Below are 13,763 nucleotides of genomic sequence, written 5' to 3'. Positions count from 1 at the left end.
AGTCCGAACGTCGGCTGCAACGTTGCCCGTTAGCGATACGGGGCAACTCTTGCCACCCACTTCCACCTCCGAGCGAACTCCACCCCGCGGCATTCAGCCAAATCCTGTGGTCAAAAGCTATTCCGAACTCCTCAAAAGCGTAAAATCAGCGGGCCTTCTTGAACGCCGAAGCGGATTCTACATCTGGGTATTCGTGGCGCTCGTCCTGCTCATGGCCGGTACCTGGATTGGTTTCTCCCTCTTGGGGGAATCGTGGTACCAACTCCTCATAGCGGCCGCCGTCGGCATTCTTTGCACCCAACTCAGCTTCCTGGCACACGAGGCGGGCCACAAGCAGATCTTCGCTTCCCGCCGCGCCAACGATTGGGCCGCCAGGCTCCTGGCAACTGCCGTTGCGGGGATCAGTTACTCCTGGTGGGAACAAAAACACGGCGCCCACCACAACAACCCCAACGTGATCTCCAAAGATCCTGATATCAAGAACAACCTCTTGGTCTTCCATGCGGATGCTGCGGCCGAACGCAAAGGCCGGCTGGCGTTCCTTACCAAGAAGCAGGGTTGGTTCTTTTTCCCGCTGCTGACGCTGCTGGGGTTGAGTTTGCAGTTCGACTCCCTCCGCTTCGTCTTTGGAAAGCAAACCATGCGCTATCGCTGGGTGGAGTCTCCAATCCTGGTTGCCCGGCTTGTGGCTTTGCCGCTGCTGGCCTTCTCATTCCTGCCCCTCGGCATGGCCTTTGCCTTCCTTGGCGTGCAGATCATGGTTTACGGCTTTTACATGGGGGCCTCGTTCGCGCCCAACCACAAAGGAATGCCGGTCCTCCCGAAGGACAGCCGCGTGGACTTCCTTAGCCGCCAAGTCCTCACCTCCCGCAACATCTCAGGAGGCCGGTTCATGGACTTCCTCCTGGGCGGCCTGAACCGGCAGGTGGAGCACCACCTTTTTCCCGATATGGCCAGACCCCAACTTCATCGGGCGTCGGGAATCGTCCGCGAATTCTGCGCGGCGCACTCCATTCCGTACACCGAAACCACTTTGGTGAAGTCCTACGGGATTGTTGTCAGCTACCTCAACGAGGTCGGCTTGGCTGCGGGCCGCGGTTTCGACTGTCCGGTGGCCTCGACGCACGGACGCTTCTAGTTTTTCGACACCGGGGCCGCCAACATCCCTAGGATGGATGGAGGAACCGGGAGGAGAGACCGCCCGGCCGGGAGGAGCCACTATGACGCACGCGATCGTTGCAGGCCAAGCCGGAGGACCTGACGTCCTCACCTACACAGAGGTTGAGCCCCCCGTTCCCGGGCCGGGCCAGCTGCTGATCAAAGTGGCAGCGGCGGGCGTGAACTTTATTGACACCTACCAGCGCAGCGGACTTTACAAGGTGGAGTACCCCTTCACCCCGGGGGCCGAGGCCGCCGGCACTGTGGACGCTGTGGGAGAAGGTGTCGAAGAATTCTCCGTAGGTGACCGCGTGGCCACGGCCGAGGGCATCCGAACCTACGCGGAATACGCCCTCGTCGATGCCAGCAAGGCACTGCCTGTACCGGACGGCGTCGACGACCATACAGCGGCGGCACTCCCGCTCCAGGGAATTACGGCCCACTATCTGATGAATTCCTCTTTCCGCGTTGAACCAGGACACAACGTGCTTCTGCACGCAGGAGCCGGCGGAGTTGGCTTGCTGCTGACCCAGCTCTTGAAAGAGCGGGGAGCCCGCGTCATCACCACGGTGTCCTCGGATGAGAAGGCCGATCTTTCCAAGCTCGCCGGCGCCGACGACGTACTCCGCTACGAGGGATTCGCCGATAAAGTCCGCGAACTTACCGACGGCGAGGGCGTGCACGTGGTCTACGACGGCGTCGGCAAAGACACGTTCGACGACTCGTTGAAGAGCCTCCGAATCCGCGGAGCCATGGTGCTCTTCGGTGCCGCATCAGGCCCAGTGCCACCTGTTGACCCCCAGCGCTTGAACGCAGGCGGTTCCCTGACACTGACCAGGCCCACCATGGCCCACTTCGTGCAGAATTCCCAAGAGCGCCGGTGGCGCTCAGCTGATATTTTCGACGCCGCGGCCCATGGCACCCTCGCCGTGCGGGTTGGTGCAACCTATCCGCTCGCGGAAGCAGCCCAAGCGCATAAGGACTTGGAAGGACGCCTCACCACCGGAAAAGTCCTCCTGCTCCCCTGATAGGCATGGCAGGCGAACACCTGCACAACGCGGGGTGATGCCCCGCATCCGTCCGACACCTGCCGTTCACCTACCTGGGGAAAGCTGAGGCCGTGAGCACTGACCATCCGGTGGCAGCCGGGCCCGCCGCTGCCCTGACCACGTCACGTCCCCAACTTCCGGGAAGCGGCGCCGCCCCTGACGAACGTACGTTGGTGGACATCCTGGAGCAGACAGCTGCGTCTTTTCCGGAGTCTTCGGCCTTGGACGACGGCCAGGAATCGCTGAGCTATCACGAACTAATCCTGGCAGTGCGCACCTTTGCCGGCATGTTGAACTCCCTGGGCCTTGGCCGCGGTGACAAGATCGGCGTCAGGATCCCGTCCGGGACCAATGAGCTGTACATCGCTATCTTGGGGACCCTTACAGCGGGCGCCGCCTACGTTCCGGTCGACGCCGACGATCCCGACGACCGCGCGCGGTTGGTCTTCGGGGAAGCGAAGGTTGCGGCAGTGGTCACCGCGGGACTGGATGTCCAACTGCGCGGTGAACCGAGGGAACCCCTGCCCGACGTTCCGGTACCCAGTGCACCCGGATTGGAGGACGACTCGTGGATCATCTTCACCTCAGGTTCCACCGGAACACCCAAGGGCGTGGCCGTGAAGCACCGCTCCGCGGCGGCGTTCGTCGACGCTGAAGCCCGCATCTTCCTCCAATCCGATCCGATAGGGCCACAGGACCGGGTCCTTGCCGGCCTGTCGGTAGCCTTCGATGCTTCGTGCGAAGAAATGTGGCTGGCGTGGCGGCACGGTGCCTGCCTGGTCCCTGCCCCACGTGCTTTGGTGCGAACAGGCATGGATCTGGGGCCGTGGCTCATCAACCACGGCATCACCGTAGTGTCCACTGTTCCCACTCTTGCCGCCCTCTGGCCCATTGAGGCGCTCGAGAATGTGCGGCTCCTCATCTTCGGCGGGGAAACGTGCCCTCCCGAACTTGCGCAGCGGCTTGCGGTGGACGGCCGCGAAGTGTGGAACACGTACGGGCCCACGGAAGCGACGGTTGTGGCGTGCGCTGCGCCCTTGGGCGGACCAGGCCCCGTTCGGATCGGGCTGCCACTGGACGGATGGGACCTCGCCGTCGTCAATTCCGACGGCTTGCCGGTGGCCGAAGGTGAGGTTGGCGAGCTCATTATCGGCGGCGTCGGGCTGGCCCGGTACCTGGATCCGGCCAAAGACGCGGAAAAGTACGCGCCCATGCCCACCCTCGGTTGGGACCGGGCCTACCGTTCGGGCGACCTCGTGCGCTTCGAGGTTAACGGCCTGATCTTCATGGGCCGGGCGGATGAGCAGGTCAAACTGGGTGGCCGGCGTATTGAACTCGGTGAGGTGGATGCAGCATTGCAGTCCCTCCCCGGCGTGGCCGGCGCTGCTGCCGCGGTCCAAACGACGGCGGCGGGGAACCAGATCCTGGTCGGTTACTTGGCTCCGGCCGAGGGAGTCGAGCTTGACCTGGATATCGCGCGGGCACAGCTGGGCGGCAGCCTACCTGCAGCGCTGGTTCCCCTGCTCACGATCGTTGATTCGCTGCCCACCAAGACCAGCGGCAAAGTGGACCGCCATGCATTGCCCTGGCCGCTGGCAGGCGCCGGTGCCCAGCAAGCCCGCGACGCCCCGCTGAACCTTCCCCCGGATGCTGCCTGGGTAGTGGAGCAATGGGAGTCCGTCCTAGGGAGTCCCGTGGGATCCTTGGACGCGGACTTCTTCGCCTACGGTGGCGGATCATTGGCCGCCGCCCAGCTGGTTTCCGCGCTCCGGCTCCGCTATCCCACCATCACAGTGGCGGACATTTACGCGACCCCGCGCATTGGGGCACTGATAGACACTGCCCGCCAATCACTTCCCGACGGCGGCACGGCCGGTCCCGCGCCGGAACGCACCGTCCAGCCCACTGCTCTGAAGTCGCAAATCTTCCAAGTCCTCATGGGCGTCCCCCTCCACATCCTGGTCGGGATGCGCTGGCTGACCTTCCTCATGGCCATCAACAAACTGCTGGCGGACTACGCCGGCTTTACGGTGGCGCCGACTGTTTCCTGGTGGTGGATCGCGGCCTCATGGCTCGTGTTCGTGAGTCCCTTGGGACGCATGGGCATCTCCGTCCTCGCTGCCAGGGCGTTGTTGGGCAACAGGGTCAAGCCCGGCACTTATCCGAGGTCGGGCAGGATGCACTTGCGGCTATGGCTGGCGGAGCAGATCCAGGATCTCGCTGGTGCCATCGGATTGGCGAGCGCGCCGTTCGTCCCGTACTACGCCCGCGCACTCGGCTCGAAAATCGGCAAGGACGTGCATCTGCACTCCCTCCCACCGGTGACAGGCCTGCTATCCCTGGGAACCGGTGCCAACATCGAGCCGGAGGTGGACCTCTCCGGCTGGTGGGTGGACGGAGACTCTGTCCACATCGGCCAAATACATGTAGGAGCCGGTGCAGTTGTGGGTTCCAGGAGCACCCTGATGCCAGGGGCAACCATCGGCGCAGGTGCCCACGTTGAACCAGGCTCTGCGGTGCTGGGAAAGGTCAAGGCGGGTCACCTGGTGGCCGGCTCTCCTGCTGTCAGGCGCGGGAAAGCGAAGCACGATTGGCCTGAGACCACCTCCCACAGCAGCGCCGTGAACCGCCTGTGGCTAACCGCCTTCGCAGCCGCCTCGGCGCTCCTTGCCCTGATTCCCTACCTCTCTGCATGCCTCGCGGCTCTTTTGGTCTTGGCGTTCATCCGGAACAACGACTCTTTGGAATCAGCGATTCCCCAGATCATCATGTCCACCCCCCTGGCTGCAGTGGTGTGGTTCTTGGGCAACTTGCTCCTGATCCTCGCAACCGCCAGGCTCCTCGGGCTTGGGCTAACGGAGGGTTACCACCGGGTCAGGAGCCGTATCGGTTGGCAAGTGTGGGCAACCGAACGGCTCTTGGACATGGCCCGGGACCTGCTCTTTCCGATCTACGCCAGCTTGTTCACGCCCTTATGGTTGCGCATGCTGGGTGCCAAGGTCGGAAAGAACGTCGAGGCCTCCACTGTGCTGTTGGTCCCCCGCATGACCACAATCGGCGACGGCGCGTTCCTCGCCGATGACACCATGGTGGCGTCCTATGAACTTGGTGGCGGCTGGATGAAAATCGCACCGGCAAAGATCGGGAAACGCTCATTCCTCGGCAATTCGGGGATGATCGCCGGCGGCCGCAATGTTCCCAAAAACTCCCTTGTGGCAGTACTGTCCGCGACTCCTGCGAAGGCAAAGTCCGGCACCTCATGGCTGGGCAGCCCGCCGGTCAGGTTGCGCCGCACCGTCGTCGGCGCCGACCAGGCGCGCACCTTCCAACCGCCGCTGAAGCTCAAGTTGGCAAGGGCGCTTTGGGAACTGTGCCGTTTGGTGCCGGTGATCCTCACGGTGGGCATCGCGGTCGGCGTCATGCTCGTCCTGGACTGGATAGCCCGCGGGTGGGGGTACTGGGCGGCAGCACTCTTGGGCGGGGTCGTGTTGCTCGCCGCTGGCGCCGTGGCGGCCCTGAGTTCCATCGTGGCGAAGTGGGTTTTGGTGGGCACTATCCGCGCCGGTGAACACCCGTTGTGGAGCTCGTTCATTTGGCGCAACGAAGTCGTGGACACGTTCATCGAGATGGTCAGCGCACCCTGGTTTGCCCGCTCGGCGGCAGGAACTCCGGCATTGGTGTGGTGGCTGCGTGGTCTCGGGGCCAAGATTGGACGCGGTACCTGGTGCGAAAGCTATTGGCTCCCTGAGGCTGACCTCGTTGAATTAGGTGAAAACTCCACCGTTAACAGGGGGTGCGTCGTCCAGACCCACCTGTTCCACGACCGCGTGATGAGCCTGGACTCCGTCACGCTCGGTAAGGGTGCCACGATGGGCCCGCATGGCGTGATCCTCCCTGCGGCCAGTATCGGCGACGGCGGCACCGTGGGTCCGGCGTCGTTGGTGATGCGGGGCGAAACGGTTCCCGCCGGAACCTACTGGATGGGGAATCCGGTGAGCCCTTGGGTGGGTCCGTCTGCACAGGCTCCCCGTCTCAAGTAGATTGGGCAGACCATGACCCACCCCACCAGCTCTCCCCCGAACCCAGCGGACCCCTACACTTTGAACCATGGCAGTACCGGTTATCGCGTCGATCGGTACGAACTGGATCTCGATGTGAGGCTGGGCTCCAACAGGTTGATCGGCAAGGCGGTCCTGCTGTGCACTGCCCTGGAGCCTCTGCGGCAGGTCGTCTTGGATCTGGTGGGATTGCGGGCCAGCAAAATTCAACTGGACGGCAAGAAGCTCCAGAAGTTCACCCACCGCGCCGAACACCTGGTACTCACCCCGGCGTCCACCTTGAAGCCGGGCCAGCAGTTCACGCTCGAGATCCGCTATGAGGGTAACCCGAAACCGCGAAGGGGGCTGTGGGGAGATGTGGGCTGGGAAGAATTGACCGACGGCGTGCTAGTGGCCGGACAGCCCAATGGCGCCGCCTCGTGGTTTCCCTGCAACGACCATCCCCGTAGCAAGTCGAGCTTCCTGATTTCGGTTACCACGGATGAGAACTACCGCCCTGTGTGCAATGGGCGGCTTGTGTCCAGGTCCCGCAAGTCCAGTCGCGAGACCTGGGTTTATGAGCACGCCGAGCCCATGGCCACCTACCTGGCAACAGTCCAGATCGGCCGCTACCTCATGGTTTCGCTCAATCCCGACGATCACCATCACCGTGTTCCCCAATTCGCGGCCGTCACGCCCGACCTCGCAGACGCCGCGCGAAGGGTCTTAGGCCGCCAGCCGGACATGATGCGGACGTTTGAGGACTGCTTTGGACCATACCCTTTCGCCGATTACACGTCAGTGGTGACCGAGGATGAGCTCGAAATTCCACTCGAAGCACAAACGTTGTCCATCTTTGGCCGCAACCACCTGAGTGAGGCGTGGGAGGCGCAGCGCCTGATCGCCCATGAACTCTCCCACCAATGGTTTGGAAACTCGCTGACTGTCACCAATTGGAAGGACATCTGGCTCCACGAAGGGTTTGCCTGCTACGCGGAATGGTTGTGGTCCGAGGAATCCAGGACCATGACAGTGGCCGACCGCGCGTCGGCGGCGTGGAAGAAGCTCGACGCCGGACCCCAGGACCTTCTGGTGGGCGACCCCGGTCCGGAGCTGATGTTTGATGATCGCGTCTACAAGCGCGGGGCTTTGGCTGTCCATGCCCTGCGGGTTGCTGCCGGCGATGTAGCCTTCTTCAGTTTCCTTCAGTACTGGACCGGCGCCAACCGCCATGGCTCGATTTCAAGCGAAATGCTGGTGGAAGCTGCGGATGCGTTTATCCCGGGATTCGATGCTGCTGCGGTGCTGCGGCCATGGCTTTACGAAGCCGCGCTGCCACCCCTGCGCTAAGTGCTCAACCCAGTGCGACTGCGGCCACCAGTCCGCCCGGTAGGTCCACGCCGCCTAGGTCGGACAGGCCTGCGAGGTCCAGGACATCCACTCCTGCGGGGTTATGCCGCAGCCCTTCCCCGGTCATTTTCAGCCACGCTTCCTTACGCGCCCACAAGCGTGCACGCTCCGCGGCCCGCCGCACGTCAGGCACCGTCAGCAGATACCGTTGCTCGTTTTCGGTCAGGGCAACGTTATCGAAGCCGTCGAAGTCAACCCTGGCTACCGTTTCAAGGTCCACTCCCAAGCGCAGGCCCTCGGGCGGATGCACGACGCCGGCGAGCAGCACCCAGCCCGACGCCCGGGAGGCGCTGAGCGCAAGAGGTGCGGGGCCGCCGTCGAGCGTGAAACCGGGGCGGCCGTGGTCTTGGCCGGGACCGCACTGCGGACAGTCGTAAGCCGGGACCAGCCTTGTGGGTTCCACATCGAGGAGCGAACCGGCAAATTCTTGGAGGGAGATCCGGCCGGCGACAAACTCATCCCGGTCCGCAGGGTTGGCGAACCGGGACGCACGCTGGTATGCCGGCTCCCCCAGCGCCTTCAGGATGTCATCTGGAAGGGGCACGCCACCGAGGCGGCGCAGCGCAAACACCGGCACAACACCCTCCCTCAGATCCCCGGAACCAATGGTCCCGGGGATCCCTGCCCTACTCAAGAAATATCAGCGCTGAACCGCTCCAAAGCGCTCCGAGGCGACGGCCACTGCTGCCGCGCGGGCGTCGGAAGCCTCGTCAGCTGTCAACGTGCGGTCCTCGGCACGGAAACGCAGCCCGAAAGCGAGCGATTTCTTCCCGTCCTCAATGCCCGGTCCAACGTACACGTCGAACAGTGCAACGTCCTCGAGGAGTTCCCCAGCGCCTTCACGCAGCGCGGCCAGGACCTCATCCGCTGGCACACCTTCGGGAACCACCAAGGCGACGTCCTGCGTCGCAACGGGGAACCCGGAGATGTGCTTGGCAACGATCACGTCAGCGGCCGCCTCGAACAGAGCCTCTGCATTGACCTCAAGAGCCACGGAGCGTGCCGGCATGTCATGGGATGCGAGGAGCTTCGGGTGAAGCTCGCCCGCGTAACCCACCACGTCACCGTTTCGCAGGGCAAGCTGGGCGGCACGTCCGGGGTGGAACGCTTGATGGCTGCCTTGGCTTACAACCAGCTCGACGCCCAGGACGTCGGCCATGATGCGGGCAACGTCGATGGCATCGGCCCAGTCCCACGCACGCGGCTTGTGGGTCGCCGCTGCCGGGGAATCATGGCCGGTCAGGAGGGCGCCGATGTGAAGCGGCTGGTGGGGGACGCCGTCGTACAGTTCATCAAGAACCTCATCGGTGGGCTTGACGCCCAGCGGCGGGATGGACCCGGTACCGAGCTTCTCGCCGGGGAGAAAGACCGAACCGGCCTCATACAGCGCGAGGTCCCGGAAACCACGCGAGTGGTTTCGGCGGGCAACCTCGATGAGCCCGGGCAGGATGGAGGTCCGAAGGTATCCGTGCTCCTCGCTGATCGGGTTGGCCAGCTTCAGGGCCGGGCGGGCCTGGCCCTCCACGGCAACACCGAAGGTGTCGTTTGCCGCCTTCGTAACGAAGGGGTACGACAGCACCTCGGTCAGGCCGGCGTCCGCGAGCGCCTGGACGACCCGCCGCTTTTGCTGCTGGGTGCGGCTAAGCCCGCGCCCGGGTGGGGCCACCGGCAACGTCGCGGGGATCATGTCATAACCGACCAAGCGGGCGATCTCCTCGGAGAGGTCGTCCTTGGTCTCGAGGTCATTGCGCCAGCTCGGAGCCGTGACCAGGTAGCCGGAGGCACCCTTCTCAACCACTGCACCCAGGTCCTGGAGCGAGGTGGTGATCTGCTCCTCGCTGAAGTCGATGCCGATCCGCGCGGACGGGTAATCAGCCGGCAGCTCAATGGTGACGGCATCCGGCGCGGTCCCGACGTCCGTCCCGTTCTCGTCTGCGGTGCCACCAGCGAGCTCCACCAAAAGGTCGACGACGCGCTGGGCCGCGATCCCGGCGATGTGCCAGTCCACGCCCCGTTCGAAGCGCTTGGAGGCCTCCGAGGGGAGCTTGTGGCGCCGGCGGGAACGGGCAATGGATACCTCGTCGAAGTGTGCCGCTTCCACCAGGATGTTCGTGGTGGAGTCCGAGACTTCAGTGTGCGCGCCGCCCATGACGCCAGCGATGCCGATGGCTCCGGAGTCGTCCGTGATCAGCAGGTCCTCGGCGTCGAGCTTGCGTTCCTTGTCATCGAGGGTGGTGATCTTCTCACCCGCGACGGCGCGGCGGACCACGATGTCGCCGGTCAGCTTGTCGAGGTCGTAGCAGTGGTTCGGTTGTCCGAGCTCAAGCATGACGTAGTTGGAGATGTCCACGGGCAATGAAATCGACCGCACGCCGGCAAGACGCAGCCGCGCGGCCATCCATGGCGGGGTGGGGCGTGAAGGGTCCACACCACGCACGGTTCGCGCCACGAAGCGGTCACAACCCTGCTTGCCGTAGATCGGGGCGTCGTCGTTGAGCTTCACGCCGTAACCACCGTGCAGTGAAGCAGGTGCGGTGACCCGCGATGCGGGATCCACGAACGACGTTCCGGTGGCGTGGGCGTACTCACGCGCCACGCCACGGATGGAGAACGCGTATCCCCGGTCAGGGGTGACGTTGATCTCTGCGGCCTGGTCATACAAGCCCAGGAGTTCCATCGCGTCGGTGCCCACCTCGGGATCGAGACCAATGCGTGAAAGCACCAAAATGCCATCATGGTCATCGCCGATACCGAGTTCGCGGACGGAGGCGATCATGCCGGCGGACAGGTGGCCGTACGTCTTCCGAGCCGAGATCTGGAAGTTTCCAGGCAGGACTGCTCCGGGAAGGGTGACCACAACTTTGTCACCTTCAACAAAGTTGTGCGCACCGCAGATGATGCCCTGCACGCCGGAAGGATCGATGCCCTTACCGCTGAGCGTCTGCTCCTGTCCTTCAGGCACGACGCGTACTTGGCACCAGTTGATGGTCTTGCCATTGGACTGTGGTTCCTTAACCAAGCTCAAGACCTGGCCGACGACGATCGGACCGCTGAGTTCGTTCGTGGGGCGGTGGACGTCCTCCTCTTCGAAACCGACCCTTACCAGGTCCGCCATGACGTCTTCGGCCGTTGCATCTGCCGGAACCTGCGCGAATTCACGCAACCAGGAAAGTGGGATACGCACTGTTAGATCTCCATCCCGAAGTGCTCGCTGAAACGTACATCGCCTTCGATCATGTCGCGCATGTCGCCGACTTCATTGCGGAACATAAGCGTCCGCTCAATGCCCATGCCGAAGGCAAAACCTGAATAGATATCCGGATCAATACCTGCCGCCCGCAGGACGTTGGAGTTGACCATGCCGCAGCCACCCCACTCGATCCAGCGCGGGCCGCCCTTGGCGCCCGGGTGCCAGATGTCCAGCTCGGCGGAGGGTTCTGTGAACGGGAAGTAGTTGGGGCGAAGCCGAATAGAAGCTTCGTCACCGAACATCTGGCGTGCGAAGTGCTCCAGCGTGCCGCGTAGATCAGCCATGCTGAGGTTCTTGTCGATCGCGAGTCCCTCGAACTGGTGGAACACCGGAGTGTGGGTTGCATCGAGCTCATCGGTGCGGAACACCTTGCCTGGGCACAGCACGTAAATGGGCACGTCCCGCTCCAACATCGAGCGAACCTGCACCGGGGAGGTGTGCGTGCGCATCACCAGATGCGCCTCAGGCGGCTCCACGAAGAATGTGTCCTGCATTTCGCGCGCCGGGTGGTCAGGCTTGAAGTTCAGCGCGTCGAAGTTGAACCACTCGGATTCCACCTCGGGACCTTCGGCAATTTCCCATCCCATCCCGACGAAGATGTCCGAGACACGGTCCTGCAAGGTGGACAACGGGTGCCGGGCACCGGCACGACGACGACGAGGCGCTGCCGTGACGTCGACGGTTTCCTCCACCAGGATGCGGGCATCATTCTCCGCTTCGAGCACCTGGGTCCGGGTTGCGAGCGCTTGGTTGACACGCCCACGGGAGGAGCCCATGAGCTTGCCTGCGGCTGCCTTGTGCTCCTTGGCCAGCGAGCCAATTTCACGGTTGGCCAGGCTGAGGGGCGACTTCTCACCCGTGTGCGCGAGGCGGACGGCCTTGAGTTCTTCAAGGGAGGACGCGGCGGCAATAGCTGCGACGGCATCCTCGACGGCGGCGGTGATGGCGGCTTCGTCCAGCGGATTGGGGCTGGCAGCGCCTGGCAAAGTGTCAGTCATCTACTGTTCTTAGCTACGAGTAGGGAGCGGCCGGCAAGCCAGCCTGCAAAACGAAAAGGTAGCGCTCACCGGGTACGGCGGGCACTACCCCACAGTCTAGTAGAACGGCACAGTGGTGATTCGCCGGGGACCCGACGGCGCCGCGGAGGCCGCTGCCCGGATGTGGGGCGACGCCAATGCGAACGCCTTGACATTCATTCGAACATACATTCGAATAGGGGTTATGAGATGGGACGCGCAAGCACTTTCACCCGCACGGGGAACGGCCCGTGAAAACGGCGGCGGGCTTCCGGGCCCTGCCCCGGCTTTGGACGCCCTGCTACCGCTGTCCGGGCTTGTGCGTTCCATCTCAACACCTGAATTCTCCGGAGTCACCTTCCATGAGGTCACCGCAAAGTCAGTGCTCAACAAGGTGCCGCCCGGTTCCAACATGCCGTTCGAATGGACGGTGAACCCTTACCGGGGCTGCAGCCACGCCTGCGTCTACTGCTTCGCACGCAAGACCCATACGTATCTGGAGTTCGACGCCGGGCGTGATTTCGATTCCCAGGTGGTGGTCAAGATCAACGCCGCGGAGGTGCTGACCCGGGAACTCGCCAAGGCTTCCTGGGCCCGGCATCAGGTAGCGCTGGGAACCAACACTGACCCGTACCAGCGCGCCGAAGGCCGGTACGCCTTGATGCCCGGAATCATCAGGGCACTCGCGGATTCGGGCACACCGTTCTCCATCTTGACCAAAGGCACCCTCCTGGCTCGCGATATTCCGCTGCTCAAGCACGCGGCAACGCAGGTTCCGGTTGACCTTGGCATCTCCTTGGCCATGACCAACGAGGACCTCGCGGAACTCATCGAACCCGGCACCCCCTCCCCCAGGGCGCGCCTCAAACTTATCGCCCGCCTTCGCGATGCCGGCTTGGGATGCGGAGTCATGGCAATGCCTATTTTGCCGTGGCTCACCGATTCGGACGCGGCCCTTGAGTCCTTATTCAGCGAATTGGCCAAGGCCGGCGCTACGGGGGTGACCGCAGGAGCCTTGTACCTCAAGCCTGGAACACGCGAGTGGTACATGAAATGGCTCGCGGAGCAGCACCCGGAGTTAGTGGGGAAATATCGTCGTCTCTACGGCCCAGGCTCATACGCGTCCAAGGAATACCGCACGTGGCTGTCCCACAGAATCAATCACTTCAAGGCAAAGTACGGGTTCACGGCCACCCAAGGCTTCAGCCATCGGAACGCCCGGGCTGCCGGTAATACCCGGCAAGCTACTGATTCCATGCGCGGAACAACCCCGCTGGCGCCAGGAGCAGGGGCGCCGCTCAACGGTCAACAGCCGCTGTTCTGAGGCCCAGCAGGCATACTGCCCTAAATCACCGCGCCCTATGCCACCGTGCCTTAAGCTAATGCGCTCACGCGGTCCAGCAACTCCATGACGATCGGCAAGTCGGCAGGGATCCAGCTGAGCCCAAGCACCTGCTCAGGATCTCCCACGGTGACCCACCGCAGTTCATCATGATCTTCCAGGGGCCGTGGTTCGCCGAGAACGAGCTCAGCGAACCAGACGCGCATCACGGCCCGATCATTCAGCCGCCAACCGTGCTCCTGTCCAGAGGCCAATTCCGTCCCCAGCCGCACCTCCACACCCAACTCTTCAGCCAACTCACGGTGAAGTGCTGCCTCCGGCGACTCCCCGGCTTCCACTTTGCCGCCCGGAAACTCCCACATCCCCGCGAATTGCGGAGGTGCGGTACGGCGCGCGGCCAAGAGTCGGGTCGGGGCATCCAAGGAGTCGACGACGGCGGCGCCCACCACATGTATCAGTGCAGTCACCGCAACAGTCTAGGGCCACTGCGAACCATGGGTC

At 63.5% G+C, this 13,763-nt stretch carries 9 protein-coding genes; 5 read left to right on the top strand and 4 right to left on the bottom strand.

The features are described from left to right. Positions 1-49: 49 nt before the first annotated feature. From QRN04_RS14080 to QRN04_RS14065, 4 genes are all read left to right on the top strand, one after another. Positions 50-1,138 carry a fatty acid desaturase family protein gene (locus tag QRN04_RS14080; protein WP_284976642.1) on the top strand — a complete coding sequence of 363 codons (1,089 nt, stop codon included), beginning with the start codon at positions 50-52 and terminating at the stop codon, positions 1,136-1,138. Positions 1,139-1,220: 82 nt separating this feature from the next. After that, a complete protein-coding gene (locus QRN04_RS14075; RefSeq protein WP_284976641.1) occupies positions 1,221-2,186 on the top strand; it encodes a quinone oxidoreductase family protein in 966 nt (321 codons plus the stop codon). Between the two features lie 92 nt (positions 2,187-2,278). After that, on the top strand, positions 2,279-6,247 hold the full coding sequence (locus QRN04_RS14070; RefSeq protein WP_284976640.1) for a Pls/PosA family non-ribosomal peptide synthetase: 3,969 nt from the start codon (positions 2,279-2,281) through the stop codon (positions 6,245-6,247). Positions 6,248-6,259: 12 nt separating this feature from the next. Further along, complete coding sequence (locus tag QRN04_RS14065) at positions 6,260-7,594, top strand: M1 family metallopeptidase (protein WP_284976639.1); 1,335 nt, start codon at positions 6,260-6,262, stop codon at positions 7,592-7,594. A 4-nt stretch (positions 7,595-7,598) separates the two neighbouring features. On the opposite strand, the gene QRN04_RS14060 is transcribed toward QRN04_RS14065, so the two are convergent. From QRN04_RS14060 to pheS, 3 genes are all read right to left on the bottom strand, one after another. After that, positions 7,599-8,231 carry a 4'-phosphopantetheinyl transferase family protein gene (locus QRN04_RS14060; protein WP_284976638.1) on the bottom strand — a complete coding sequence of 211 codons (633 nt, stop codon included), beginning with the start codon at positions 8,229-8,231 and terminating at the stop codon, positions 7,599-7,601. A 63-nt stretch (positions 8,232-8,294) separates the two neighbouring features. Next, on the bottom strand, positions 8,295-10,838 hold the full coding sequence (pheT, locus tag QRN04_RS14055) for a phenylalanine--tRNA ligase subunit beta (protein ID WP_284976637.1): 2,544 nt from the start codon (positions 10,836-10,838) through the stop codon (positions 8,295-8,297). Positions 10,839-10,840: 2 nt separating this feature from the next. Next, on the bottom strand, positions 10,841-11,902 hold the full coding sequence (gene pheS, locus QRN04_RS14050; RefSeq protein ID WP_284976636.1) for a phenylalanine--tRNA ligase subunit alpha: 1,062 nt from the start codon (positions 11,900-11,902) through the stop codon (positions 10,841-10,843). A gap of 223 nt (positions 11,903-12,125) precedes the next feature. Between pheS and QRN04_RS14045 the strand changes: the two genes are divergently transcribed. Further along, positions 12,126-13,244, top strand: a complete 1,119-nt coding sequence (locus QRN04_RS14045; RefSeq protein ID WP_284976635.1) for an Rv2578c family radical SAM protein — start codon at positions 12,126-12,128, stop codon at positions 13,242-13,244. A 50-nt stretch (positions 13,245-13,294) separates the two neighbouring features. On the opposite strand, the gene QRN04_RS14040 is transcribed toward QRN04_RS14045, so the two are convergent. Next, positions 13,295-13,729, bottom strand: coding sequence for a (deoxy)nucleoside triphosphate pyrophosphohydrolase (locus tag QRN04_RS14040; protein WP_284976634.1), 435 nt, complete (start codon positions 13,727-13,729; stop codon positions 13,295-13,297). Between the last annotated feature and the right edge of the window lie 34 nt (positions 13,730-13,763).

The organism is Arthrobacter sp. efr-133-TYG-104 (genome assembly GCF_030208915.1).
In the GTDB taxonomy this organism is placed as follows: domain Bacteria; phylum Actinomycetota; class Actinomycetes; order Actinomycetales; family Micrococcaceae; genus Arthrobacter.
The sequence above is the reverse complement of the archived record's forward strand: the minus strand, read 5'-3'. Positions and strand labels throughout refer to the sequence as shown.

Coding starts and splice junctions, on each gene's coding strand:
- QRN04_RS14075 (WP_284976641.1), top strand. CDS start 1,221: ATGACGCACGCGATCGTTGCAGGCCAAGCCGGAGGACCTGACGTCCTC.
- QRN04_RS14065 (WP_284976639.1), top strand. CDS start 6,260: ATGACCCACCCCACCAGCTCTCCCCCGAACCCAGCGGACCCCTACACT.
- pheS (WP_284976636.1), bottom strand. CDS start 11,902: ATGACTGACACTTTGCCAGGCGCTGCCAGCCCCAATCCGCTGGACGAA.
- QRN04_RS14045 (WP_284976635.1), top strand. CDS start 12,126: ATGAGATGGGACGCGCAAGCACTTTCACCCGCACGGGGAACGGCCCGT.